Source organism: Pseudoxanthomonas sacheonensis, from assembly GCF_031455975.1.
In the GTDB taxonomy this organism is placed as follows: Bacteria; Pseudomonadota; Gammaproteobacteria; order Xanthomonadales; family Xanthomonadaceae; genus Pseudoxanthomonas_A; species Pseudoxanthomonas_A sacheonensis_A.
This window is the reverse complement of record NZ_JAVDTT010000001.1, coordinates 262,307-286,003: the sequence shown is the minus strand read 5'-3', so window position 1 is coordinate 286,003 and position 23,697 is coordinate 262,307. Positions and strand designations below refer to the sequence as shown.

Here is a 23,697-nt window from a genome sequence, read left to right as displayed (position 1 = left end):
ATCGCGGTTCGGGGACTCGTTGCGCCGCCATCGCACACCTATCTTGTAAAGGCATTCCCGCGCTACCGAAGTCCGTGCCATGGCCAACAACGCCCACCGTTACCGCATCACCGTCACTCCCGTCGAAAGCGACGGCCTGCAATGCTTGGGCCGCTGCACCATCGAATTCGAACACAGCTGCCACGACGACTGGATGCGCATCCTGGAAGCGCAGCAGCAGCGCGGCTTCAGCGGCGACGAGCGCGCTGCCCTGATCGTGGGCACCAAGCTTCTGAGCGGCCTCATGTTGGAGCATCGCAAGGACGCCAACGATGTGTTCGCGCCGCTGCGGCCGCACATGGGCGAGTTCATCAAAGGCCTGAAGCAGCCAAATACCGTCGCCTAGCCCGGGCCGCATCGCGTCCGATATCCTTGCCGTCAACCACATCGGCAAAGGAACCGCTATGAACCTGGGGCGCGCCTCGATACCCAAATACCTCGCCCTGTCGCTGATCGGCGCCGTGGGCGGCTTCGTCGCGATCTTCATGGCGCGCGGCTCGGGAGGCGAACGCTGGCTGATGATCGGATGCGCGGTGATCTTGCTGGCGTTCCTGGCCTATGTGGTCTGGCTGCTGGCGTTCAAGAACAAGTCGACCCATGTCGCCAGCCAAGCGCAGAAGCAGGCCGCGCTGCGGTTCGCCCCGTCGCCGGGCAAGGGCGTCATCTACGTGTATCGCAAACAACTGGTGGGATTGCTGGTCGGCCTGAACGTGGTGCTGGATGGAAAATCGGTGGGCCAGACCCGCGGACTCCGTTTCTATCGGCTGGAAGTGGAGCCGGGCACGCACAGCCTCAGCGGCGACAAGAAGTGCCCGGAACCTCTCGAAGTGACTGTCGGCGAGGGAGAAATCGCCTACGTGGAACAGGAAATCGTGATGGGGATGGTCAAGGGAAGCTATCGTTACCAGCGCATCGCCAATATTCCCCAGGCGCAACAGGCGATTTATTCCTGCAAGCTACTGCTGGGCGCAAACTGATCGCTGCGGGATACGGAGGTATGCACCGATGAAAGCATCAACCGCTTCCGAAGCCGTCAAGCTGCAGCACATACCCAACATCGGCCCGGCGATGGTCGAGGATTTCAAGGCGCTGGGCATCACCCGCCCCGCGCAGTTGAACGGCGCCGACCCTTTCGCGCTGTACCGGCGCCTGTGCAAGATCACCGCTACGCGCCACGACCCTTGCGTGCTGGACACCTTCATCAGTGCGGTGCGCTTCATGGAGGGCGAGCCGCCTTATCCCTGGTGGCACTACACCGCGGAACGCAAACGGCAATATCCCGACCTCTGAACCCGCCGATTGAAGCTGCATTCACCGTGCCGGGTTATGGTGCCCACGCACAGATGGTTTCCTACGGCGCATCCCCCGCGTCGCCGATATCGAAAACGGCCTGTCGGTCGTCACCCTGGACAGAAAAAATGAGCTTCCCCCTCGGCAACCGATTCAAGAGCGCCTGCTTGGCGTTGCTGCTCGCCAGTCCTTTCGCCGCCATCGCGGCCGAAACGGACAGCAACGAACTCAGCGTCGACGCGCCTCGGGTTCAGCAATATCTGGACACTGCCTTTCCATACGAATACGAAGCGCTGGGCGGCCTGTTCACCCTGACCGCGCGCGATCCCAAACTGACCATTCCTGCATCGGGAGAACGCTTGCTGATGGCCTTCTCCGCCAGCGCCGCACAGGCCGGCGGCAGCGAGACGCCGGTGGGGCGCATCCAGATGAGCAGCGGCCTGCGCTACGATCCGCGGGACAATGCGCTGTACCTGGATCAACCCACCGTCGACGACGTGCAGCCCGCTTCGTCCGGCCAGCGCGTGGACGAACAGACCCGCATGCTGCTCAACTTATGGCTGACCGATTACGCCAGGAAGGAGCCGCTCTATAAGCTGGATCCCGCCCTGGTCGCGAATCTGGGCGGCGTGAAGGTGGAATCGGCCCGCATCGAGAACGGACACATCGTGGTGCGCTTCAACCAACCCGTGGGCATGCCGGATTTGAGCGATGCGCCGAACTGATGCGCTTTTCCTAGCGCTGGCGCTGTCCGCATGCGCGGTTGCCTGCACGCGGACGGACGACGCGGCTCCGGTGCCGACGCCTGCGCGACCGGAGACGGCCGTCGTTGCTCCGCCCTCCCTTGCACCTGCGGCGGATGCGGCGCCACCGATGGCAGCGGAAGCCAGCGACCAGGCCACGCCAGCCGCGGCCCGGCAAGTGGTCGTCGACTACTACACCGCCATCGATGCTGGCAATTACGCGAAGGCCTATGCGCTATGGAGCGACAACGGCGCGGCCAGCGGACAGACCTTCGAACATTTCAGCGGCGGCTACGCCAATACCCGGTCGGTGCATGCCGTGGTAGGCGATCCGACGGACGAGGAAGGTGCCGCCGGCTCGCGCTACCTACAGGTGCCTGTGCAACTCAATGCGTTGCAGCGCGACGGCAGCGAACGCCGTTACGACGGGCGCTTCACCCTGCGCGCCGTGATGGCCGATGGCGCGACCCGGGAACAACGGCGCTGGCATCTGGCTTCGGCGGAGATGCAACGCATAAAGTAGGTGACAACGTTTGAGTAGGGCGGGCACTGCCCGCCGCCCTTGATTTTCCCATGGCGGGCAGTGCCCGCCCTACTCTCTAGTTGTCACGCAATTACGCAAGTCTCAATAACTTCAGAGCTCGAATCGGTAGGACAGTTTCACCAACAACTGTTCGTCGTCGCGCAGATCGAAACTGTCGCTCAGCAACTGGCCCGTATCTTCCGAATTCGCTTCCTGGCGATACCCGCCTCGTCCGTATACGACATAGAGATAGGAAAGCGGCGCCAGTTCGTACCGGTAGCGGATCTGGAAGCCCAGATTCTTAACGCTGAAATCGTCCACTTTGTCGGGACTGACGACCGCGTTCCCGCCGCCATCCACGGCGTAGGTCTGGCGCATCTTCGCGTCCAGCGCGATCGCCTGCAGTTTGACCCGCAGTTCCTGCTTGCTGCCGATGGTCCAGTCGAGCCCGGCATTGAGATGGACCTCTCGCCCGTCGTAACTGCCCAGCAGATTGCTGTCGCGATTCCACACCAGCCAGTCGGGGGTGTGGTCCGCGTAGACCCCTGCGGTCAGGCTGAAAGCGTCGCTGACGAAGTAGGTGGGTTCGTATTGAATGCTGTAGCCGATTTTGGAATTGCCGGCCAGCCCACCGGAGTACAACTCCGTCTCCAGTTGGTGTCCCCACCGGCCTTTGCGCGGCCGCTCGTATTCGAAGTAGGCGTTGAAATTGCTGGGGCGCTTCACCGAACCATGCCCACGGGTGACCAGATCGTCGACGCCGGCGCTGTTGACATTGATCTGGGCGTATTCGTAGCTGCCGTCGCGCAACCGGCCTTCGCGGCTGACGCGGAACTGGTTGTTGAGCTTTTCGCCATGGTCGTTATGGCTGCTGCTGGCCCGCCAGCGCCATTCCTTGGACGAATAACGCGACTGTTCGGGCTGGTCGGCGAAGCGCTTGCGCACTTCCCAGTGCAGATAATTGGTGCTGTTGCGCGACAGATAGCCGGCGTCGTTGATCTGCAGGTCGTTGCCGAAATGCATGGCGATCCATTGCTGGCGCCAACCGCGGTCCATTTCGTAGTCGGCCCAAAGCGTGGCGCCCAGGTCGCGCGTGGTTTCGCCGGATTGCTCGATCTGGCTGCCGAACACGCGGGTTTGCACGTTCCAGCGCTGATTCGGCCGCCAGTTGTGGTCCACGCCCAGCACGGTGGCCTCGCGGTCCAGATACGGCCGATCCACCTGGGTCAGCATCATGCCCAGATTCTGGCTGCCGAAATCGCGCACCAGACGCAGGGCGCCGAACGAGCGGCCGACTTCCTCCGCTTCATCGGCGACGAACACGCCGTACTTAGTGGCGCCCAGGCTGCCATTGACCTTAACCGCTGCGGTGATGTCGCCCGAGCCCTTGCCATCGTCGGCGGGGCCGCCGACGCGACGCGTGTAGAGCAGTTGGCTGAAGTCGGACGGCGTGGTGTATTCGAACAGACCCTGGTTCTCGGTGAAGAACGGCCGCTTGTCGCTAATGAAGGTTTCGGTGGCGCCGAAGTTGACCACCAGATCGTCGCTTTCCACCTGGCCGAAATCGGGATTGATCGTCGCCGTCATCTGGAACTGGCCGTTCGGCTTCCAGAAGATATCGGCGCCGCCGTCGAAGTCGCTGTCTCCGCGCACGTTGTCGTACAGCCCGGAAACGTAGGGCGTGACGGTAAGCAGCGACTGGTTGTAATGCGTCATCTCCACTGCGGTGAAGTCGGACATGAAACGCGGGCGCTCGAAGCTGGCGGCGGGCCAGGCCGAGCGTTCGCCGGTGGAGCCGATGACGCGATCCAGATAGATTTTCAGCGTGCGCTTGTCGCCGCTGGCCTTGCGCATCGGCGCGATATACCAAGGGATCAGCATCTCCACCGACCAGCCGTCGGCGTCTTCGCCGACCGCGTGCCGCCAATTGCCGTCCCAGTCGTCGTTGAAATTGTTCTCGTTGCTGATCACCGCATCGGCGATGCCGTCGGTCGAGGACACGGTGAAGTTGTAGCCGGTGCGGCCGTCGCCGTCGAAATCCACCATCAGGTTGACCCGATCCACCTGCTCGTCGAAATCGCGTTGCACGCGCTGACGGGTGCGCGGAACGCCGGCCGGCTGGGTATTGCGGAAGCCGATCGCCAGTCCTTCGGGCGTGGCCAGGATCCAGGCCTCGGTCGGCTGCGACCCCGGCATGCGGGTCAGCGGCTGGGTCATGCGGAAATCGTCGACATGCTGGGCTCCGGCCCACTCCTGCGGGTCGATCTTTCCGTCGATCTCGACCGCCATGGCCGGCATTGCGCATGCCAACAGCCATACCCCCAATAGTTTGCGCATCGATTCCTCCTGTCGATGCGCATAGGGTAGAGGAGCGGCCAACGGCCCCGCCCCTCCCGTTAGTCATTGCAACCTTTTCGTCCTTTCCTGCATCACGCAGGAAGGCCATACCGCAAAGGATCGGGCGGCGAAGGATCAGGCCGTGGCGTCGTGGGTAACGAAGGCGTTCTCGCCTTTCGGCAGCTCCAGCCATTCGGGATGCGCCAGCGCCCGGCCGATATCGGCGAGTCCGGATTGCCAGTGCTCGCGCATGGCCACACGGCCGAACTGGTAATCCTTGAAATGCCCGAAGCGCGCGCGGTCCCGATAAATGAGGTGGATGAGACTGTAGCGGCGATTGCAGGCCAACTGTTCGGCGCGCTGGCACCATGGATTCTTCTTGCGCACCTCGGCGGGAATTTCCTCGAGCAGTTCGCGCAACAACCGGCGGTAATGCTGGCCGAGGCGCTGCATGTCGGTGATGGTGCGGGTGCGGCTGGAATACTGGATTTCCTTTTCGCGCTCGGCCACGTCCAGCAGGTTCTGCGGCAACTCGCCCTGCGCGTTCCAAAGATCGACCTGGAAAATCAGCGAATCCTGGCGCGGCTCGGAATCGAACACCTGCGACAGTGGGGTGTTGGAGACCAGCCCGCCATCCCAGAAATAACGTCCGTCGATCTCGACCGCAGGAAAGGCGGGCGGCAATGCGCCCGAGGCCAGGATGTGGCGCGCGTCCAGGCGCATATGCGCGTTGTCGAAATATTCCAAGTTGCCGCTGGCCACATCTACCGCACCGACGGAAACCCGGATGCCGCCGTCGTTGAGCCGGTCGAAATCGACCATGCGTTCCAGCGTCTCGACCATGGGCTGGGTGGTGTACCAGCTGGCGTGGGTCGGACCGGGCGCGGTGAACGGATCTTCGCCGAACCAGCTGCGCGGCTGGTAGAAGCCACGCTGGCCCTCGACCATCGCGCGCCAGGCTTCCCAGGCGTCCAGCCAAGCGCGCGAATCTTCATCGATCTCGGCGAAACGCGCTTCCTGCCCCAGCGTCGTTGCCGGCAGCAGATAAGGCTGGGAAATGGTTTCCCAGAATTCGCGCAACGCCTCCATGCGCCGTTCCGGCGGATTGCCGGCGATCAAGGCGGTATTGAACGCACCTATGGAAATGCCGGCGATCCAGTTCGGCACGATGCCCGCTTCATGCAGGCCCTGGTAAACGCCCACTTGATAGGCACCCAGCGCACCGCCGCCTTGCAGGACCAGAGCGACGTTCTCCGGTGTGCCCCGCTTCGACGCCGCCATGCGGCGTGGCGCAGGCTTGATGTTCGCTTTTTTTGGCTTCCCGGCTACCTGTCCAGCTGCAGTCTTTGCCCGTCGAGTCGCCATGCCTGTACTCCCAATATCCCGTTCATGGTGAGCCTGTCGAATATGCCGTTCGTGGTGAGCTTGTCGAACCACGCTCCTGGCGAGACCCTTCAGTTCACGACAACTGATTATTCGCTCGAAAAGCGCGGTTAGACAGGCTCACCACGAACGGAGATTCATAAAGTTTTATTGCCCGAACAAAGCAGAGACTTCTCGGCTCACTGCATGTACCAGCCGTGGCTGACCACCACGCTTTGACCGGTCAACGCATTGCTGGGGAATTCGCACAGGAACTTCACCGTCTGCGCCACGTCCTCCACCGTAGTGAAGATGCCGTCGACGGTCTGGCCCAGCATCACCTTCTTGACCACGTCGGCCTCGCTGATGCCCAGGGTCTTGGCTTGCTCGGGAATCTGCTTCTCCACCAGCGGCGTACGCACGAAGCCCGGGCAGACCACGTTGGCGCGCACGCCATGCTTGCCGCCTTCCTTCGCCAGCACGCGCGCCAGGCCAAGCAGTCCGTGCTTGGCGGTGACGTAGGCCGACTTCAGCGGCGAGGCTTCGTGCGAATGCACCGAGCCCATGTAGATCACCACGCCGCCGCGATCTTGCTTGTACATGTGCGGCAGGACCGCCTTGGTGGTCAGGAAGGCGCCGTCCAGGTGGATGGCCAGCATCTTCTTCCAGTCGGAATAGGCGTAGTCCTCGATCGCATTGATGATCTGGATGCCGGCGTTGGAGATGAGGATGTCGACCGGGCCGAGCTGTTCCACGGCGTGGGCGATGCCCGCGTTGACCGCGGCCTCGTCGGTGACGTCCATCGCCACGCCCATCGCCGTGCCGCCGGCCAGGATGATCTCGTCGGCGACGGCCTGCGCACCGGCCAGATTGAGATCGGCGATGGCGATCTTCGCCCCGGCCCTGGCCAGGGTATGCGCGATTTCCTTGCCTATGCCGCTGGCCGCGCCGGTGACGACGGCGACCTTGCCTTCGAGTGGGGAACCCATGGTGTTGACTCCTGGAGGTGTGGGGTGACCGCCATAGTGTCGCAATCCGCGCGTTACAACATCGTACTTGCGTCCGATGCGTTTACTTGTCGGCTTTGGCCTTGCGCTTGGGCTGCAGCATCGTTCCCGTGCACTTCTTCGACCCGCACTTGCATTCCCAGACCTTCTTCAGGCGCGCGGTGTGCGGCTCGTCCAGGGTGATGCCGTAGTTGTAGGTCAGCTCCTCGCCGGGCTTGATGTTGCGGATCGCCTCGATCAGTACGCGGTCCTTCTTGCGGTTCTTGCCTTCGTGTTCGTCGATCACCGCCTCGCAGTTGGGGTCGCAGCTGTGGTTGATCCAACGCGCCTTGTTGCCTTTGTAATTGGCGTCGATGACGTATTCATCGTTGAGCGTGAACAGAAACGTATGGCCTGATTCGACGTCGCCGGCGTCGTCCTTGTCCACTTCGGCGTGGGTGCGGCGCTTGCCTTTGTATTCGACGACTTGCTCGCCCTTCTTTATGTCGGCGATGGCGAAAACGCCGTTGCCATGGATGTCGGACTGGCGGGCTTCGATCTTGCGGGGCATGGGTAGTTCCAACGTGGGTTGCCCCCATTGTCGCCTGCGCGGCGCTTGATCGCCATGCGTGCGGCGAAGGCGAGTGTCCTGTCCGCGGCAAGGGCTGCGTTTTGATGGCATTGCCCGAAGAGCCCTGCGCCATGCAAACGAGACGTTTCCTGTTGCTTTCCCTGTTTTCGCTGCTGGCCGCCTGCCAACCTGCCGCCGCCCCCAAAGCCATCGTCGAACCCGCCACCGACCTGCTGGCCAAGGGCGAGTACCTGGTGAAGGTGGGCGGGTGCAACGACTGCCACACGCCTGGCTACGCGCCCAGCGGCGGCAAACTGCCGAAGGAACAATGGCTGACCGGGTCGGACCAGGGATTCATGGGGCCTTGGGGTACCACTTACGCCTCCAATTTGCGTCTGAACCTGTCGAAGATGAGCGAGGCCGAATGGCTGGCCTACAGCGGCGCCTTCCATACCCGTCCGCCCATGCCCGACTTCACGGTCCGCGAGTTATCCGAAGAAGACCGGCGTGCCCTGTACCGCTTCATCGCTGCTCTGGGTCCGGCTGGACAGGCTTCGCCAGCCTATTTGCCGCCCGGCCAGCAGCCACCGCCGCCCTATTTCCAGTTGGTATTGCCCGCAGCCCCCGCCGACGGCGCCAAGCCCGACGCCCAGGCCGTCAAGACCGCCTCCCTTCCCTGAACAATCCCGGCTTGGCCGGGCGGACCTTAAAGCGTACAATTTCGGTACGCTTTCAGAACCCGCCCCGTCATGCTCCGCGTCACCAAGCTCACCGATTACGCCACCGTTGTGCTGACCGTGCTCGCCGCACGTCCGGCCGACGTGCTGAGCGCGGCCGATCTGGCCGAAACCGCCGGCCTGGAAACCCCGACCGTCAGCAAGCTGCTCAAGCCCCTGGCCCAGGCCGGCCTGGTCACCAGCCTGCGCGGCGTGCACGGGGGTTACCGGCTCAGCCGCGACGCCGCCGAAATCACCCTGATCGAGATCGTCGAGGCCATGGAAGGGCCGCTGGCGATGACCGAGTGCAGCCAGCACGACAGCCATTGCGGCATCGCCCACCAGTGCGGTGTGCGCGCCAACTGGCGGCTGATCAATGACGTGGTCGCCGACGCCCTGCGCGGCGTGACCCTGGCGCAGATGCTGAAACCGCTCTCCTCCTCTTCCACCGACGCCGCACGACGCTCCATCGCCGTGCAAGTCGCCACCAGCTAAGAACGTAGGCAGCCCCGTGGCCACCGAAGCAGCCCCTAACCAGGCAATCCCCACCAAGAACGCCGAAATCGTCGAGCAGCTCGGCCGTCGCTACGACGCCGGCTTCGTTACCGATATCGAGTCCGACAGTTTCGAGCCCGGCCTGAGCGAGGACGTGGTGCGCGCGCTGTCGGCCAAGAAAGAAGAGCCGCAGTGGATGACCGACTGGCGCCTGGCCGCCTACCGTCACTGGCTGACCATGCCGGTGCCGCACTGGGCGAAGTTGAACATCGCGCCGATCGACCTGCAGTCGGTCAGCTACTACTCCGCGCCCAAGGCCAAGTACGCCTCGCTGGACGAAGTGCCGCAGGAACTGCTGGACACCTACGACAAGCTGGGCGTGCCGCTGCATGAGCGCGCCAAACTCGCCGGCGTGGCGGTGGATGCGGTGTTCGATTCGGTTTCCGTCGGCACCACCTTCCGCAAGGAACTGGCAGAGAAAGGCATCATCTTCTGCTCGATGAGCGAAGCGGTGCGCGAGCACCCCGAGCTGGTCAAACAGTATCTGGGCAGCGTGGTGCCGACCGGCGACAACTACTTCGCCGCATTGAACGCGGCCGTGTTCTCCGACGGCAGCTTCGTGTTCATTCCCAAGGGCGTGCGCTGCCCGATGGAGCTGAGCACCTACTTCCGCATCAACTCCGGCCACACCGGCCAGTTCGAGCGCACCCTGATCATCGCCGAGGACAAGTCGTACGTATCCTACCTGGAAGGCTGCACCGCGCCCATGCGCGACGAGAACCAGCTGCACGCCGCGGTGGTGGAGCTGGTGGCGCTGGAAGATGCGGAGATCAAGTACTCCACCGTGCAGAACTGGTACCCCGGCGACGAGAACGGCAAGGGCGGCATCTACAACTTCGTCACCAAGCGCGCCGAATGCCGCGGCGCGCGCAGCAAAGTCAGCTGGACGCAGGTGGAAACCGGTTCGGCGATCACCTGGAAATACCCCAGCTGCGTGCTGATCGGCGACGACTCGACCGGCGAATTCCATTCCGTCGCCCTCACCCACCATCGCCAGCAAGCCGATACCGGCACCAAGATGATCCACATCGGCAAGAACACCAAGTCGAAGATCGTCAGCAAGGGCATCAGCGCCGGCCGCGGCCAGAACAGCTACCGCGGCCTGGTCAGGGTGGAGAAATCCGCCTCCGGTGCGCGCAACTACACCCAGTGCGACAGCCTGCTGATCGGGAAAAAGTGCGGGGCCCACACCTTTCCTTACATCGAAGTGAAGCATCCCGACGCCATCGTCGAGCACGAAGCGACCACTTCCAAGATCTCCGACGACCAGATGTTCTATTGCCGCGCGCGCGGCATCAGCCAGGAAGATGCGGTTTCGCTGATCGTCGATGGGTTCTGCAAGCAGGTGTTCCGCGAACTGCCGATGGAGTTCGCGGTGGAGGCGAAGAAGCTGCTGGAAGTTAGCCTGGAAGGCTCTGTCGGGTAAGAAACAAATCCTTGTCGTCCCGAGAGCGCAGCGAGGGATCTGCTTCACTTCCCGCAGCCCAAGCAGATCCCTCGCTGCGCTCGGAATGACAACTTCATTATTGATATGGCCGCCAAGGCGGCGTGAGAAACAAGACCATGCTGAAGATCGAAAACCTCCACGCCCGCGTAGCCGGCAAGGAAATCCTCAAAGGCCTCACCCTTGAAGTGAAACCCGGCCAAGTGCACGCGCTGATGGGCCCCAACGGCGCCGGCAAGTCCACGCTGGGCAACATCCTGGCCGGGCGCGACGGCTACGAGGTCACCGAAGGCTCGGTGACCTATCAGGGCAACAACCTGTTGGAGTTGGCGCCCGAAGAACGCGCCGCCGCAGGCGTGTTCCTCGCCTTCCAGTACCCGGTGGAAATACCGGGCGTCAACAACACCTACTTCCTGCGCGCCGCGCTCAATGCCCAGCGCAAGGCGCGTGGAGAGGCGGAGCTGGATTCCATGCAGTTTCTCAAGCTGGTGCGGGAGAAGCTGGCGGTGCTGCACCTGAAGGACGAACTGCTGCATCGCGGCGTCAACGAAGGCTTCAGCGGCGGCGAGAAGAAACGCAACGAGATCTTTCAGCTGGCCGTGCTGGAACCGAAGCTGGCGATCCTGGACGAAACCGACAGCGGCCTGGACATCGACGCGCTGAAGAACGTCGCCGAGGGCGTCAACGCGCTGCGCTCGCCGGACCGCGCCTTCCTGGTCATCACCCACTATCAGCGCCTGCTCGACTACATCAAGCCGGATGTGGTCCACGTGCTTTCCAGCGGCCGTATCGTAGAAAGCGGTGGACCAGAACTGGCATTGGAACTGGAAGCGCATGGTTACGCGTGGCTGAAGGACCGGGTCACGCCGGAGAAGGCGGCGTAATGAGCGCCTTGCTCGATTCCCTCGCCAGCACTTTCAACGGCGACGCTTCCCGCCGCGGCGTGCTGGACGACGCCTTGCGCGACGGCTTGCCCGGTCCGCGCAGCGAGTCCTGGAAATACACTTCGCTGCGCGCGTTGGAGCGCCGCAGCTTCGTTGCCGCCGATTCGGTGACCGAAATAGGGGTAGAAACGCTCGCCGGCATTCCCTCGCCTCGCATCGTTTTCGTCAACGGCCGCTATTCGCCGCAACTGTCCCTCACGGACGACCTGCCGCGCGGCGTTAGCCTGCAGTTGCTCTCCGAAGTGCTGGCTACCGGCGGCGACTCCGCGCGGTTCCTCGCGCGCCGCTTCGAACGGCACGACGAAATCTTCGCTCGCCTCAATGCGGCCCTCGCCAGTGAAGGCGTCCTGCTGCGCGCCGAGACCGATGCGGCCGACGAAAAGCCGTTGCATCTCGTCTTCATCGGCGCGGAGGACGGCGCAGATCGCGCCTGGCACCTGCGCAACCTGTTCGAGTTGCGCGAAGGCGCGCGCCTGTCGCTGGTGGAACACCATCTTGCCGTCGGCCCGCATGCGCATTTCGCCAATACCCTTACCCATGTGCATCTCGCACGCGGCGCGTCGCTGGCGCATGCGCGCATCCAGCACGACAGCGAACGCGCGACCTCCTTCCTGCGCACCGATGCGGTGCTCGGGCGCGACGCCCAATACCATCGGGTCGACCTGGAGCTTGGCGCCGCCTTGTCGCGCCACGAATTGAATGTGCGGCTGGAAGGCGACAACGCGCGCCTGGTCTCCAACGGCGTGTTGCTGGCCGGCGGCCGGCGGCATGTCGATACCCGTCTGGGCATCGAGCACATCGCCCGCGATACCTCCTGCGAACTCACCTGGCGCGGCTTGGGCACAGGCCGCGGGCGCGCTGTCTTCCATGGCGGCATCCTGATCCGCGAAGGCGCCGATGGCAGCGATGCCATGCTTTCCAACAAGAATCTGCTGCTCTCCGAAGGCGCGGAGATCGATACCCAACCGGTGTTGGAAATCCACGCCGATGAAGTGAAGGCCGCGCACGGCGCCACGGTTGGGCGTCTGGATGCGAATGCGTTGTTCTATCTGCGTTCGCGCGGCCTGCCGGAAGACCTGGCCCAGCAGCTGCTCACCGCCGCCTTCTGCCGCGAACCCTTGGCGCTGGTCTCCGATACGGCTGTCGCAGCGATGCTGAATGCGCGACTGGACGATGCGCTGACGACTGCGGGAGTCGCCTAAGCCATGAACGCCCCGCGCACCGCACCGGCAACGATCCCCACGCCCGACTGGGACGGCGTCCGCACCGACTTCCCGCTGTTGACCCGGGAAATCCAGGGCAAATCACTGATCTACCTGGACAGCGCCAATACCGGCCAGAAACCCGCTTCGGTGATCGAAGCGGTGGACGATTTCTATCGCCGCCACAACGCCAACGTCAGCCGGGCCGTGCACACTCTCGGCACCGAAGCGACCGATGCTTACGAAGGCGCACGCAGCAAACTGGCCCGCTTCCTCAACGTCCGTGCGGACGAACTGGTGCTTTGCAGCGGCACCACCTTCGCGATCAATCTGGTGGCCTATTCGTGGGCGTTGCCGCGACTGAAGAGCGGAGACACCCTCCTGGTGTCGCGCATGGAACACCATGCCAACATCGTGCCCTGGCAGCTGGTCGCCGAACGAACCGGTGCCCGCATCAAGGTCGCCGAGCTGACCGCAGACGGAAGCCTCGATCTGCCGGCGCTGTATGCGGCGATGACCACGGACGTGAAGCTGCTCGCCCTCGCCCACGTCTCCAACGTGCTGGGTACGGTCAACCCGGTGCGCGAGATCTGTCGCGAGGCCCGCAAGCGCGGCATCGTCACCGTTGTCGACGGCTCTCAGGCCGCGCCCCATCGCGCCCTGGACGTCGCCGCCATCGGCTGCGATTTCTACGCCATCACCGGCCACAAGATGTGCGGCCCCACCGGCACCGGCGCTTTGTGGGCGCGGCGCGAGCATCTGCAGGCGATGCCTCCGTTCATCGGCGGCGGCGAGATGATCCGCGAGGTCAGCTTCGAAGGCACGGTGTTCAACGACGCCCCGCATAAATTCGAAGCCGGCACGCCCAACATCGCCGGTTTCATCGGCCTGGGCGCCGCGGTGGACTATCTGCAATCGGTCGGCATGGCGAATATCGAAGCGCGCGAGAACGAGCTGCTTGCCCACGCGACCGAAGAACTCCTGAAGATCGATGGCCTGCGCATCTTCGGGCGCGCGCCGGGCAAGGCGGCGGTGATCTCCTTCCTTATCGAAGGCGCGCACGCGCACGACCTGGCCACTCTGCTGGACCTGGAAGGCGTCGCCATCCGCTCCGGCCAGCATTGCGCCCATCCCCTGCTGCAATTCCTGGGTGTCGCGGCGACTTGCCGTGCCTCGTTGGCGTTCTACAACACACACGACGAGATCGAGCGGTTCGTGGTCGCATTGAAGAAGGCGCGCGGCCTGCTGGCCTGACCCTCGACTTGTCGGAAAGCGGGTAAAATTCCGCCATGACAGACCTTACCTTCCGCCCCGCGACGCTCGCGGACATCGACGCCCTGGTCGTGCTGGTGACTTCCGCCTACCGGGGCGACGCCAGCAAACAGGGCTGGACCACCGAAGCCGACATGCTCGACGGGCAGCGCATCGATCCCGAGGTATTGCGCAAGGACATCGAACGCGAGCGCAGCCTGATAGTCATCGCCGAGCGCGAAGCGCAATTGCTGGCTTGCGTGCACGTCGCCGAAGACAACGGCGCCGGCTACCTCGGTATGTTCTCGGTCAAGCCCGACCTGCAGGGCGGCGGCGTGGGCAAGCGGTTGCTGGCCGAAGCCGAACGCATCGCCCGCGACGAATGGAAGCTGCCGGCGATGCGCATGACCGTGATCGACATCCGCGATGAGCTGATCGCCTTTTACGAGCGCCGCGGCTACCGCCGCACCGGCATCACCAAGCCCTTCCCTTACGGCGACGAGCGTTTTGGCATTCCCAAACGCGACGACCTGCGCTTCGAAGTACTGGAGAAGCCTTTCAACAGGGAAGGCGTGTGAGCGAAACCTGGACCTTCGTCTGCGCAGTCAGCGAGCTGCTTCCCGGCGAAATGAAGACCGCTTGGGACGAAGTGACCTCGGTGCCGATCGTGGTGTTCAACTACGACGGGGAGTATTACGCGCTAGAGGACAAGTGCAGCCACGAGGATTTCGAACTCTCGGCCGGCAGCTACGACGGCGAGGACGCCACCATCGAATGCGTGCTGCACGGCGCGCGCTTCGACATCCGCAATGGTGCGCCGTTATGCGCACCGGCCTATACCGGCGTGCCCAAATTTCCGGTCAAGCTGGAGCACGATGGCGTCTGGACCCGCGACGACCGCGATTGAGGCATAGCCGGCGCCGCGCAATCGCGCAATTGTAAATAAATAGTTGTAACCGCGAATCATTCTCATTAACATTGTCGCTTGACCGGGGCTGAGCCCCACTACCTCGAGCCGAGAATGAATTCCACGCTGCGCCTCTCCCCCCTTGCCGCTGCCTTGTTGCTGGTTATTTCCACCCCGGCCCTTGCCGACTTGGCGCCGGACAAGTCCGCCACGGAGCTGGATGCCGTCGAGGTCCAGGGCGCCAAGATCGACAAGCCTTCGTCGCCGAAGTACACCGAAGCACTGCTCGATACACCGCAGACCATCACCGTCGTCAACAAAGCGACGATGGACCAGCAGGGCCTGATCGGCCTACGCGATGTGCTGAGCACGCTGCCGGGCATCACTTTCGGCGCGGGCGAAGGCGGCGGCGGTTACGGCGATAGCATCAATCTGCGCGGCTTCACCGCCAACAGCGATATCACCACCGACGGCGTGCGCGACAGCGCGCAGTACAGCCGCACCGACAACTTCAACCTGGAGTCGATCGAACTGGTGAACGGCGCCAACTCGGTGTATTCGGGCGCTGGTTCGGTAGGCGGCAATATCAACCTGGTCAGTAAGGCAGCGCACGAAATCGATTCGCACGCCTTCACCATCGGCGCCGGCACCGACGGTTACGGCCGCGTCACCGCGGACAGCAATTTCGACCTGGACAACGGCACCGCCGTGCGCCTTAACGCGATGGCGCACCAGAACGACGTGCCGGGCCGGGACTACGAAGAGTTCAAGCGCTGGGGCTTCGCGCCGTCGGTGGCGTTCGGATTAGGTTCGGACACCCGCTTCACCCTGAGCTACTTCCATCAGAGCGACGAAAACACCCCGCAATACGGCGTGCCTTACTACCGCAATGCGTTCTACGACGGCCCGTTGCCTGGCGTGGACTCCAGCAACTATTACGGCTACCACAATGTGGACAAGCAAGAAATCGATGTGGACATGCTGACAGGCGTGTTCGAGCACGATTTCAACGAACAGGTGACGCTGCGCAGCCTGGCGCGCTACCAGAAGGTGGATCAGGTCTCCACGGTCGACGCCACCCAGGGTACCTGGTGCATGCCGAACAACCTGACCCCGACCGGGACTTCGTGCACGGTTGGAGCCGGAGCCGCCGCGATTACCGTTCCCGTCGGACAGTACATGCCCACCGGTCCGCGCGGTTATGTACGCGACACCAGCAACGCCATCGCCATTAGCCAGACCGACCTGACCGCGCGCTTCAACACCGGTTCGGTCGAGCATGCCCTGGTCGCCGGCGTGTCGTTCTCGCAGGAAACCTTCGATCTGGACACCAGCAACCTGTTCCGCAATACGGACGGCAGCAATCCTTACCTTGCGCCGAACCATTTGCCGTTCATGGATATCTACAATCCGGACTCGCTCTACACGGGTCCCCTCAACAAGACGCTGATCGGACGCACCGAAGGCACGCTCAACAACCAGGCGATCTACGTCTTCGATACGCTCAAGTTCAACGACAAGCTGTCGCTCAATCTAGGCGCCCGCTACGAGCACAACAAAGGCGACTCCGCGACATGGAACGTGAAGCTGTACACCGCGCCCACCGTTTCCAATCCAAACCCGGACAACACGAACATCGGTTCGATACTCAGCCGTGCTACGCCGAGTGTCAATGAGGAAGATCTTTTCTCCTATCGCGCAGGCTTGGTGTACAAGCCCGTCGAAAACGGCACGATCTACCTGTCCTATGCCAACTCGAAGACGCCTTCCAAGGCGTCGGTCAACGGAACCTGCGTCGCCACCAGCACGACTGGCACTGCGAACTGCGAAGTCGATCCGGAAACGGCGGTCAACATCGAACTGGGCGCCAAATGGGAGTTGCTGGACCACAGGCTGGCAGTGAACGCGGCGCTGTTCCAGAACGAACGCGAGAACTACAGGGTCAATGACCCCGACCCCACCAACCTGACGGGCCTACAGTCCCTGGACGGGCGCGCGCGCGTACGCGGTCTGGCCTTGGGCGTTGCCGGCAACATCACCCGGGAATGGTCGTTATTCGCCAACTACACGTATCTGGACAGTGAAGTGCTGACCGGCGTATCGGACTTCTGCTACGCCAATCCCAGCGCCGCCTGCGCGAACTCCGCCGCACATCCGGACCCGCTCAAAGGCAATCCGCTGACCAATACGCCGAAACACTCGGCCAGCCTGTGGACGACCTATCGTCTGAACGACTGGACTTTCGGATACGGCGCGACGTACCAGGGCGAGTTCTACCTCAACAATAGCTATGTCGCGGTCAGCGGCACCACCGTTTCGGAAACCGCGCTGTACAAGACTCCGGACTACTGGACCCACCGCGCCATGATCGGCTACCAGATCAACGACAACATCGGCCTGCAGTTGAACGTCAACAACCTGTTCGACGAGGAGTACTACACGCGCATCCGCAACAACGGCTGGGCGACCCCGGGCGAAGGCCGTTCGGCGGTGCTGTCGGCGACCTTCACTTTCTGATCCGCGCGTGACGCAACACACTACAGCCCCGCCCATGCACAATGGGTGGGGCTTTTTTAATGGTCGAGGCGACTGCCGATGCTGCTGAACATTCCCGACGTCCTCAATACCGAACAGGTGGCCTCCTTCCGCACAAGGCTGGAGGTCGCCGACTGGGCCGATGGCCGCATCACCGCCGGCTACCAGTCGGCCAAGGCCAAGGACAACGCCCAGCTGCCGGAGGATTCGCCTTTGGCACGGGAGCTGGGTGCGACCGTGCTTGAAGCGCTTTCGCGCAACAGCACCTTCTTCTCCGCCGCCTTGCCGAAACGGGTCTATCCGCCATTGTTCAATCGTTATGCGGGCGGGCAGTCGTTCGGTTTCCATGTGGACAACGCGGTACGTTACGACCGCAGCCGCGGCGCACCCGAAGCGGTACGTACCGATCTGTCGGCCACGCTCTTCCTTTCGGCGCCTGAGGACTACGACGGCGGCGAACTCATCATCGAAGACACCTACGGCACCCACAGCATCAAGCTGCCTGCAGGACACCTGGTGCTGTACCCGGGCACCAGCCTGCACAAGGTCACGCCGGTCACCCGTGGGACGCGGCTGGCGTCCTTCTTCTGGATCCAGAGCATGGTGCGCGACGACGGACAACGCCGGCTGATGTTCGACTTGGACGTGTCGATCCGCCGCCTGACCCAGGAACTGCCGGATCACCCCGCCCTGGTGCAGCTGACTGGCGTCTATCACAACCTCCTGCGGCAATGGACCGAAGTCTGAAGCGCGAGCCGGAATGACCGCTCATATCAATTGAGAGTGATTCTCATCTATGCTGTAATAGCGGTTGTCCGCCAGCCCGGAACCACCGCTTGTCGCGCAACTCCTCCTCCACGGACATCTCCAGCAGCCAGCAACGGCGCGGCTTCTGGTTGCGCACGCTGCACCAATGGCATTGGATCAGTTCGGCTATCTGTCTGATTGGGATGCTGTTGTTCGCGGCCACGGGCATCACTCTCAACCATGCGTCGAAGATCGAAGCCAAGCCGGAGGTGGTCAACCGCACCGCCAAGCTGTCGCCGGAACTGCTCGCCGGCCTGGGCAGTCGGGTAGAAGGCAATGCGCCTTTGCCGAAAGCCAGCGCGGAATGGCTCAGCGACGAATTGGGCGTTTCCATCGGTTCGCGTCCGGCCGAATGGTCCGAAGAAGAAATCTACCTGTCCCTCCCCACTCCGGGTGCGGATGCCTGGCTCAGTGTCGACCGCGGCAGCGGCGCGGTGGAATTCGAGCGCACCGACCGCGGCTGGATTTCCTATCTCAACGACCTGCACAAAGGCCGCAACGCGGGACCGGCATGGAGCTGGTTCCTGGACCTGTTCGCCACCGCCTGCTTGGTGTTCTGCATCACCGGGCTGTTCCTGTTGCAAATGCACGCCAAACAGCGGCGCATGACCTGGCCGTATGTCGGCCTGGGATTGATCGTGCCGCTGTTGCTCGCCCTGCTCTTCATTCACTAATCACTCATCGAGCGACGCCATGCACCACAACAACGTCTTCAAGATCAACATCGCCACCAAGCTGACCATCGCCCTGAGCGGTGCGCTGGCGCTTCCCGCTTACGCGGCGGAACTGAACCTCAGCGTCGAAATTCCACAATTGAATGTGGCCGAATATCATCGCCCGTATGTCGCGATCTGGCTGGAAGGCGCCGATCAGAAAGTCGCCGCCGATCTTTCTGTCTGGTACCAGATGAAGGACACCAAAGAAGGCCACGGCACCAAGTGGTTGCCCGACCTGCGCCAGTGGTGGCGCAAGTCCGGCCGCAGCCTGAAAGTGCCGGTGGACGGGGTGACGGGACCAACACGGCCGGTGGGCAAGCATGCGTTGAAGTTCACCGACAAGCAGCCCGCCTTGGCGAAGCTCGCACCCGGCAGTTACACACTCGTGATCGAAGCCGCGCGCGAAGTAGGCGGACGCGAACTGGTCAAGATTCCCTTCACCTGGCCGGCCAACGCGCCGCAGTCCAGCAAAGCGCAGGGCAGCAGCGAGCTCGGCGCGGTGACCCTGGCCGTCAAGCCCTGATACGGAAAGCATTCCCGTTTATATATTTCCAACTTCGCCGGAGTCATCAATGAAACGCACCGCACTCGCACTGGTTCTTTCGCTCGCCGTCATGCCCTTCACCGCCATGGCGCACAAGGCCTGGTTGCAACCGTCGGAAACCGTATTGGCCGGCGCCGACCCCTGGGTGACCGTGGACGCCGCCGTCTCCAACGACCTGTTCTATTTCAACCACGTGCCGCTGCCGCTGGAACGTCTGGCCATCACCGCGCCCGATGGCAGCAAGGTCGACGCGCAGAACGGCGCGACCGGCAAGTACCGCAGCGTGTTCGACGTGCAGCTGAAACAGCAGGGCACCTATCGCATCGCGATGGTCAACAGCGGCCTGTCCGCGAGCTGGGACGAGGGCGGAAAACCCAAGCGCTGGCGGGGCACAGCAGCGGCATTCGCCAGCGAAGTCCCGAAGGACGCCAAGGACCTGAAGGTCACGCAATCGGTGGGCCGCGTGGAGACCTTCGTCACCAACGGTTCTCCGAACGACACTGCGCTGAAGCCGGTTGGCGAAGGCATCGAGCTGGTGCCGGTGACGCATCCCAACGATTTGTTCGCGGGCGAGCAGGCCAAGTTCAAGCTGCAGATCGACGGCAAGCCTGCGGTCGGCCTGGAGATCGAGATCGTGCGCGGCGGCACCCGCTACCGCAATGCGCAGGAAGAGATCAAGGCCAAGACCGATGCCAACGGCGAGTTCAGCGTGACCTGGCCGGAAGCGGGTATGTACTGGCTGGAAACCGTATCGGAAGACACCAACACTTCCCTGCCCCAGGCCAAGCAACGTCGCCTGAGTTATGTGGCCACGTTGGAAGTACTGCCGCAGTAATTACGAACAAGGCCGCCGCCCTCGCCCGCCGATAAACAAGGCGGGAGAGTGCGGCGGCGATTCCCGATGACGATTGCCGCCGCCAACCACATACCTACATCGGCTTGCCTGCACACGCTTCATGGCGAAACCATGGGCACATCGTGGTGCGTGAAGCTGGTGGCGTCGCCGCGCGCGGATCTGCATGCAGTGCACGCTGGAATACAGGCGCGACTCGACTGCGTAGTTGCGCAGATGAGCACCTGGGAAGCGGATTCGGACATCAGCCGTTTCAACCGCTCCGTCGCGGACACCTGGCAGCGGCTACCGCCGGAGTTCTTCGCGGTGCTTTCCTGCGCAATGGAAACGGCACGCGAAAGCGATGGCGCATACGACCCCACTATCGGAGCCTTGGTCGAAACTTGGGGATTCGGTCCGGCGCAAAGCGGATATCGGATTCCGGGTGAAGACGAGCTGGCGGCGGCGCAGGGCCGTCTCGGCTGGCGGCGCGTCTCGCTATGTTCGCAGGACATGAGCGCATTGCAACCCGGCGGCGTACGACTGGATCTTTCCGCCATCGCCAAGGGTTATAGCGTGGACCTGGTGGCCCGTCACCTGCGCGATAGAGGCACCGCTGCGGCGTTGATCGAAGTCGGAGGCGAACTGTACGGCTACGGCCGCAAACCGGATGGCTCGGCATGGCAAGTGCTGGTGGAAGCGACTCCCGATGCGGAGCCCGATGAGGAAGCAGCCTGCGTGATCGCACTCGACGGCATCGCGATAGCCACTTCGGGCGACCGCTGGCATGCCTTCGAACAGGACGGAACGCGCTATTCGCATACTCTGGATCCGCGCACCGGCAAACCGGTGGAAACCGCAGCTGCTGCGGTCACCGTCATCGCTGACGATGCTATGCATGCCGATGCATGGGCAACAGCATTGACGGTGATGGGGGCCGAAGCAGGCCATCGGTTCGCGCAACAACGGAATATCGCCGCAAGATTCGTCGTGCGCGGCGATCGCGGACCGATCGAAAGCATGACCGACGATTTTCGCGCAAGGTTACCGGCGTGAGCAGCAATACGGCGCGCTGGCGTTCGCGTACGTTCTGGGGAAATTTCGCGTCGCTGGCATCGCTGGCATTGATCGCCGCCGCGTTCTTCGCCTTGCAGCAGGGAGACTGGTGGCCCGCAATGCCGCGTGCGGATCGCTGGATCGGCGCGGCGATCGCGTTGTTTTCCTATCTTCTGTTCTGTGCCGCCTTCCTCTGGCGATCCCGTACCCGCAAGGCGAACGACGATATCCCCAATGCCGCGACTCGCGACTCCTCCGTGCTGGTCGTCCATGCCAGCCAGACCGGCTTCGCGCAGCAACTGGCCGAACGCAGCGCGGAAAACCTGCGCAATTCGGGACTGACGGTGAAACTCCGCGCCATCGCCGAAGTCGACAGCGCAATGCTGGCCACGGCCGGCCGCGTGCTTTTCGTCGCCAGCACGACCGGCGAGGGCGACCCACCGGACCAGGCATTGGCTTTCGTGCGCGACGTAATGGGGCAACCGGCGGCGCTTGGGCGTCTGCGTTATGCCGTACTGGCGCTGGGCGATCGCGAATACGAGCATTTCTGCGGCTTCGGCCATCAACTGGATAACTGGCTGCGGCAGCACGGTGCACAGTCCTTGTTCGATATAGTCGAAGTCGACAATGCCGACGAAAGTGCATTGCGCCACTGGCAACACCATCTCGGCCAGCTGAGCGGCGTGACCGACCTGCCCGATTGGACGCAGCCGCGCTACGAACGGTGGACGTTGGTCGAACGACGCGAGCTCAATCCGGGCAGCGTGGGTGGCGGCGCATTCCACCTGGCCATGACTCCATCCGCGGAATCGGTGGGCCACTGGGTCGCCGGCGACATCGCCGAGATCGGGCCGCGCCATTCCCCGTTGGTCGTCGCAGCACTGCTTGGTCAGGCCGGCATCGCCGCGGACGCCAGCGTCGTGATCGACGGACAACTGCAATCGCTTGCCGAACTGTTGGCTGGCTCTCACCTGCCTACCCTCGATGAAATCCGCGATATGGACGCGCAGGCTTTGGCCGAGACCCTGAAGCCGTTGCCGCATCGCGAGTATTCCATCGCGTCGCTGCCCAGCGATGGCGCCCTGCACATCCTTTTGCGCAGGTTGCTGCGTGCCGACGGAACCCCAGGCATCGGCAGCGGCTGGCTCTGCGACTACGCGCCTGTGGGTGGGGAGATCGCGCTGCGTTTGCGCAGCAATCCCAACTTCCATGCGCCGGACCCTGCCAAGCCCATGATCCTGATCGGCAACGGCACAGGTATCGCCGGATTACGCGCGCACCTGAAGCAGCGCATCGCGGTCGGCGCGCGGCGCAACTGGCTGCTGTTCGGAGAGCGCAACTCCGATCGCGACTTCTTCTATCGCGACGAGATACTGCACTGGCAGGCGCAGAACCATATCGAGCGCCTGGACCTAGCGTTCTCGCGCGACCGGACCGAACGGGTCTACGTGCAACAGAAATTGCAGGCTATGGCCGAGGTTCTGCACGAGTGGGTGAAAGCCGGTGCATCGATCTATGTGTGCGGAAGTCTTGCCGGCATGGCGCCAGGCGTGGACGGCGCGCTGCGGCGGATACTGGGCGATGCGAACGTAGAAAGCATGTTGACCGAAGGTCGCTATCGCCGCGATGTCTATTGACCGCCCGTTCCATGAAGGCGCGCCAGACGCTTCTTCTTATCGTTGCATCAGCTTGATCGCGAGAAGTTCCCCGCCGCCTTCCAGCGCATAGCGCCCACGCTTTTCCCCATCCACCAGCAACGCAGTGTCGCCGGCCCACAATGGCGGCAACTCCGACGCCTGGTCGAACTTTGCCTGCCCGGCCAGCAGATGGATCGCCCAGCTGACTCCGGGCTCGGTAAAGAACAGCATCGGCCCCACCAGCGGGCGATGCAGCAACTCGGCGGCCACGGCATCGCGTCGCCACATCAGGTTGAAGTCGTGGGTGGGCCCGTCCAGGAGTTCGCTGCTTACGTCACGCTCGCCCGCGAAACGAATCCGGCCATGCGGCGGTTGCAGCTCACGCACTTCTCCGTCCGAAAATCGCAGGCGCAAGCCATTGCCGTGTATCAGCACGAGTTCCCGGTCGACGCCAGGGAAAACCGAGAACGGCCCGTCACGCTCGATCTCCGCGATCGAAAGACGCCAGTTCCAGTCCGTCCGATCCGGCATGCGGAGGATCTCTCGCGTCCAGCCGGTGCCGTTCTTCCAACGCTCGCGCCGGTATTCGTTCGCCGCTATGACCCGGGACCTGTCCAACATGCACCGATTCCTCATTGGATCTGAGAGGAGTTTAACCGCCACAAAAGACATCGCCCGGCTGCACATCCAATGTGCGGCC

At 63.1% G+C, this 23,697-nt stretch carries 25 protein-coding genes; 20 read left to right on the top strand and 5 right to left on the bottom strand.

Annotated features, from left to right (window positions below; genetic code table 11):
• Positions 1 to 79: 79 nt before the first annotated feature.
• The 5 genes from J2W94_RS01315 to J2W94_RS01295 all read left to right on the top strand — a co-directional run bounded on the left by J2W94_RS01315 (position 80) and on the right by J2W94_RS01295 (position 2,595).
• Positions 80 to 385, top strand: coding sequence for a DUF3861 domain-containing protein (locus J2W94_RS01315; protein ID WP_310089808.1), 306 nt, complete (start codon positions 80 to 82; stop codon positions 383 to 385).
• Positions 386 to 443: 58 nt separating this feature from the next.
• The gene (locus J2W94_RS01310) at positions 444 to 1,016 is read left to right on the top strand and encodes a DUF2846 domain-containing protein (RefSeq protein ID WP_310089807.1); all 573 of its coding nucleotides are present in this window, start codon (positions 444 to 446) and stop codon (positions 1,014 to 1,016) included.
• A 28-nt stretch (positions 1,017 to 1,044) separates the two neighbouring features.
• On the top strand, positions 1,045 to 1,329 hold the full coding sequence (locus J2W94_RS01305; RefSeq protein ID WP_310089806.1) for a helix-hairpin-helix domain-containing protein: 285 nt from the start codon (positions 1,045 to 1,047) through the stop codon (positions 1,327 to 1,329).
• A 128-nt stretch (positions 1,330 to 1,457) separates the two neighbouring features.
• Complete coding sequence (locus tag J2W94_RS01300) at positions 1,458 to 2,054, top strand: DUF1439 domain-containing protein (RefSeq protein WP_310089805.1); 597 nt, start codon at positions 1,458 to 1,460, stop codon at positions 2,052 to 2,054.
• Positions 2,041 to 2,595, top strand: a complete 555-nt coding sequence (locus J2W94_RS01295; protein ID WP_310089804.1) for a hypothetical protein — start codon at positions 2,041 to 2,043, stop codon at positions 2,593 to 2,595. Before J2W94_RS01300 ends, J2W94_RS01295 begins: the two co-directional genes overlap by 14 nt.
• A 111-nt stretch (positions 2,596 to 2,706) precedes the next feature.
• On the opposite strand, the gene J2W94_RS01290 is transcribed toward J2W94_RS01295, so the two are convergent.
• The 4 genes from J2W94_RS01290 to J2W94_RS01275 all read right to left on the bottom strand — a co-directional run bounded on the left by J2W94_RS01290 (position 2,707) and on the right by J2W94_RS01275 (position 7,851).
• On the bottom strand, positions 2,707 to 4,932 hold the full coding sequence (locus J2W94_RS01290) for a DUF5916 domain-containing protein (RefSeq protein WP_310089803.1): 2,226 nt from the start codon (positions 4,930 to 4,932) through the stop codon (positions 2,707 to 2,709).
• Between the two features lie 135 nt (positions 4,933 to 5,067).
• On the bottom strand, positions 5,068 to 6,213 hold the full coding sequence (locus J2W94_RS01285; RefSeq protein ID WP_310089802.1) for a patatin-like phospholipase family protein: 1,146 nt from the start codon (positions 6,211 to 6,213) through the stop codon (positions 5,068 to 5,070).
• Positions 6,214 to 6,494: 281 nt separating this feature from the next.
• Complete coding sequence (locus tag J2W94_RS01280) at positions 6,495 to 7,283, bottom strand: 3-hydroxybutyrate dehydrogenase (RefSeq protein ID WP_310089801.1); 789 nt, start codon at positions 7,281 to 7,283, stop codon at positions 6,495 to 6,497.
• Between the two features lie 82 nt (positions 7,284 to 7,365).
• On the bottom strand, positions 7,366 to 7,851 hold the full coding sequence (locus tag J2W94_RS01275) for an SET domain-containing protein (protein ID WP_310089800.1): 486 nt from the start codon (positions 7,849 to 7,851) through the stop codon (positions 7,366 to 7,368).
• A gap of 131 nt (positions 7,852 to 7,982) precedes the next feature.
• Here J2W94_RS01275 and J2W94_RS01270 point away from each other — a divergent pair, with 131 nt between their 5' ends.
• The 15 genes from J2W94_RS01270 (at position 7,983) to J2W94_RS01200 (ending at position 22,997) form a co-directional block, all read left to right on the top strand.
• Positions 7,983 to 8,531: a cytochrome C gene (locus J2W94_RS01270; protein ID WP_310089799.1), complete on the top strand. Its 549-nt coding sequence runs from the start codon at positions 7,983 to 7,985 to the stop codon at positions 8,529 to 8,531.
• 69 nt (positions 8,532 to 8,600) lie between these two features.
• The gene (locus J2W94_RS01265) at positions 8,601 to 9,062 is read left to right on the top strand and encodes an SUF system Fe-S cluster assembly regulator (protein ID WP_310089798.1); all 462 of its coding nucleotides are present in this window, start codon (positions 8,601 to 8,603) and stop codon (positions 9,060 to 9,062) included.
• Between the two features lie 16 nt (positions 9,063 to 9,078).
• Complete coding sequence (sufB, locus tag J2W94_RS01260; protein ID WP_310089797.1) at positions 9,079 to 10,548, top strand: Fe-S cluster assembly protein SufB; 1,470 nt, start codon at positions 9,079 to 9,081, stop codon at positions 10,546 to 10,548.
• Positions 10,549 to 10,685: 137 nt separating this feature from the next.
• Entirely contained in the window at positions 10,686 to 11,450 is a 765-nt protein-coding gene (gene sufC, locus J2W94_RS01255; protein WP_310089796.1) for a Fe-S cluster assembly ATPase SufC, read from the top strand.
• Entirely contained in the window at positions 11,450 to 12,712 is a 1,263-nt protein-coding gene (gene sufD, locus J2W94_RS01250) for a Fe-S cluster assembly protein SufD (protein WP_310089794.1), read from the top strand. The genes sufC and sufD overlap by 1 nt, the downstream gene beginning before the upstream one ends.
• A 3-nt stretch (positions 12,713 to 12,715) precedes the next feature.
• The gene (locus tag J2W94_RS01245; protein ID WP_310089792.1) at positions 12,716 to 13,966 is read left to right on the top strand and encodes a cysteine desulfurase; all 1,251 of its coding nucleotides are present in this window, start codon (positions 12,716 to 12,718) and stop codon (positions 13,964 to 13,966) included.
• A gap of 35 nt (positions 13,967 to 14,001) precedes the next feature.
• Positions 14,002 to 14,541, top strand: a complete 540-nt coding sequence (locus J2W94_RS01240) for a GNAT family N-acetyltransferase (protein ID WP_310089791.1) — start codon at positions 14,002 to 14,004, stop codon at positions 14,539 to 14,541.
• Complete coding sequence (locus tag J2W94_RS01235; RefSeq protein WP_310089790.1) at positions 14,538 to 14,870, top strand: non-heme iron oxygenase ferredoxin subunit; 333 nt, start codon at positions 14,538 to 14,540, stop codon at positions 14,868 to 14,870. The genes J2W94_RS01240 and J2W94_RS01235 overlap by 4 nt, the downstream gene beginning before the upstream one ends.
• Positions 14,871 to 14,984: 114 nt before the next feature.
• Entirely contained in the window at positions 14,985 to 17,387 is a 2,403-nt protein-coding gene (locus tag J2W94_RS01230; RefSeq protein ID WP_310089789.1) for a TonB-dependent receptor, read from the top strand.
• 78 nt (positions 17,388 to 17,465) lie between these two features.
• The gene (locus J2W94_RS01225; RefSeq protein ID WP_310089788.1) at positions 17,466 to 18,152 is read left to right on the top strand and encodes a Fe2+-dependent dioxygenase; all 687 of its coding nucleotides are present in this window, start codon (positions 17,466 to 17,468) and stop codon (positions 18,150 to 18,152) included.
• 89 nt (positions 18,153 to 18,241) lie between these two features.
• Positions 18,242 to 18,886, top strand: coding sequence for a PepSY-associated TM helix domain-containing protein (locus J2W94_RS01220; protein WP_310089787.1), 645 nt, complete (start codon positions 18,242 to 18,244; stop codon positions 18,884 to 18,886).
• A gap of 49 nt (positions 18,887 to 18,935) precedes the next feature.
• Positions 18,936 to 19,451, top strand: coding sequence for a DUF2271 domain-containing protein (locus tag J2W94_RS01215; RefSeq protein ID WP_310091536.1), 516 nt, complete (start codon positions 18,936 to 18,938; stop codon positions 19,449 to 19,451).
• Positions 19,452 to 19,500: 49 nt separating this feature from the next.
• Positions 19,501 to 20,307, top strand: coding sequence for a DUF4198 domain-containing protein (locus J2W94_RS01210; protein ID WP_310089785.1), 807 nt, complete (start codon positions 19,501 to 19,503; stop codon positions 20,305 to 20,307).
• A 66-nt stretch (positions 20,308 to 20,373) separates the two neighbouring features.
• Positions 20,374 to 21,360: an FAD:protein FMN transferase gene (locus J2W94_RS01205; protein WP_310089783.1), complete on the top strand. Its 987-nt coding sequence runs from the start codon at positions 20,374 to 20,376 to the stop codon at positions 21,358 to 21,360.
• Positions 21,357 to 22,997 carry a sulfite reductase flavoprotein subunit alpha gene (locus J2W94_RS01200; RefSeq protein WP_310089781.1) on the top strand — a complete coding sequence of 547 codons (1,641 nt, stop codon included), beginning with the start codon at positions 21,357 to 21,359 and terminating at the stop codon, positions 22,995 to 22,997. Before J2W94_RS01205 ends, J2W94_RS01200 begins: the two co-directional genes overlap by 4 nt.
• 36 nt (positions 22,998 to 23,033) lie before the next feature.
• Here the strand turns inward: J2W94_RS01200 and J2W94_RS01195 are convergent, their stop codons facing one another.
• Positions 23,034 to 23,618, bottom strand: a complete 585-nt coding sequence (locus J2W94_RS01195) for a HutD/Ves family protein (protein ID WP_310089780.1) — start codon at positions 23,616 to 23,618, stop codon at positions 23,034 to 23,036.
• Between the last annotated feature and the right edge of the window lie 79 nt (positions 23,619 to 23,697).

Bases quoted from the DNA above. Each gene is read 5' to 3' on its own strand.
- J2W94_RS01315 (WP_310089808.1), top strand. From the start codon at position 80: ATGGCCAACAACGCCCACCGTTACCGCATCACCGTCACTCCCGTCGAA.
- J2W94_RS01310 (WP_310089807.1), top strand. From the start codon at position 444: ATGAACCTGGGGCGCGCCTCGATACCCAAATACCTCGCCCTGTCGCTG.
- J2W94_RS01305 (WP_310089806.1), top strand. From the start codon at position 1,045: ATGAAAGCATCAACCGCTTCCGAAGCCGTCAAGCTGCAGCACATACCC.
- J2W94_RS01300 (WP_310089805.1), top strand. From the start codon at position 1,458: ATGAGCTTCCCCCTCGGCAACCGATTCAAGAGCGCCTGCTTGGCGTTG.
- J2W94_RS01295 (WP_310089804.1), top strand. From the start codon at position 2,041: ATGCGCCGAACTGATGCGCTTTTCCTAGCGCTGGCGCTGTCCGCATGC.
- J2W94_RS01290 (WP_310089803.1), bottom strand. From the start codon at position 4,932: ATGCGCAAACTATTGGGGGTATGGCTGTTGGCATGCGCAATGCCGGCC.
- J2W94_RS01285 (WP_310089802.1), bottom strand. From the start codon at position 6,213: ATGGCGGCGTCGAAGCGGGGCACACCGGAGAACGTCGCTCTGGTCCTG.
- J2W94_RS01280 (WP_310089801.1), bottom strand. From the start codon at position 7,283: ATGGGTTCCCCACTCGAAGGCAAGGTCGCCGTCGTCACCGGCGCGGCC.
- J2W94_RS01275 (WP_310089800.1), bottom strand. From the start codon at position 7,851: ATGCCCCGCAAGATCGAAGCCCGCCAGTCCGACATCCATGGCAACGGC.
- J2W94_RS01270 (WP_310089799.1), top strand. From the start codon at position 7,983: ATGCAAACGAGACGTTTCCTGTTGCTTTCCCTGTTTTCGCTGCTGGCC.
- J2W94_RS01265 (WP_310089798.1), top strand. From the start codon at position 8,601: ATGCTCCGCGTCACCAAGCTCACCGATTACGCCACCGTTGTGCTGACC.
- sufC (WP_310089796.1), top strand. From the start codon at position 10,686: ATGCTGAAGATCGAAAACCTCCACGCCCGCGTAGCCGGCAAGGAAATC.
- sufD (WP_310089794.1), top strand. From the start codon at position 11,450: ATGAGCGCCTTGCTCGATTCCCTCGCCAGCACTTTCAACGGCGACGCT.
- J2W94_RS01245 (WP_310089792.1), top strand. From the start codon at position 12,716: ATGAACGCCCCGCGCACCGCACCGGCAACGATCCCCACGCCCGACTGG.
- J2W94_RS01240 (WP_310089791.1), top strand. From the start codon at position 14,002: ATGACAGACCTTACCTTCCGCCCCGCGACGCTCGCGGACATCGACGCC.
- J2W94_RS01230 (WP_310089789.1), top strand. From the start codon at position 14,985: ATGAATTCCACGCTGCGCCTCTCCCCCCTTGCCGCTGCCTTGTTGCTG.
- J2W94_RS01225 (WP_310089788.1), top strand. From the start codon at position 17,466: ATGCTGCTGAACATTCCCGACGTCCTCAATACCGAACAGGTGGCCTCC.
- J2W94_RS01210 (WP_310089785.1), top strand. From the start codon at position 19,501: ATGAAACGCACCGCACTCGCACTGGTTCTTTCGCTCGCCGTCATGCCC.
- J2W94_RS01205 (WP_310089783.1), top strand. From the start codon at position 20,374: ATGACGATTGCCGCCGCCAACCACATACCTACATCGGCTTGCCTGCAC.
- J2W94_RS01195 (WP_310089780.1), bottom strand. From the start codon at position 23,618: ATGTTGGACAGGTCCCGGGTCATAGCGGCGAACGAATACCGGCGCGAG.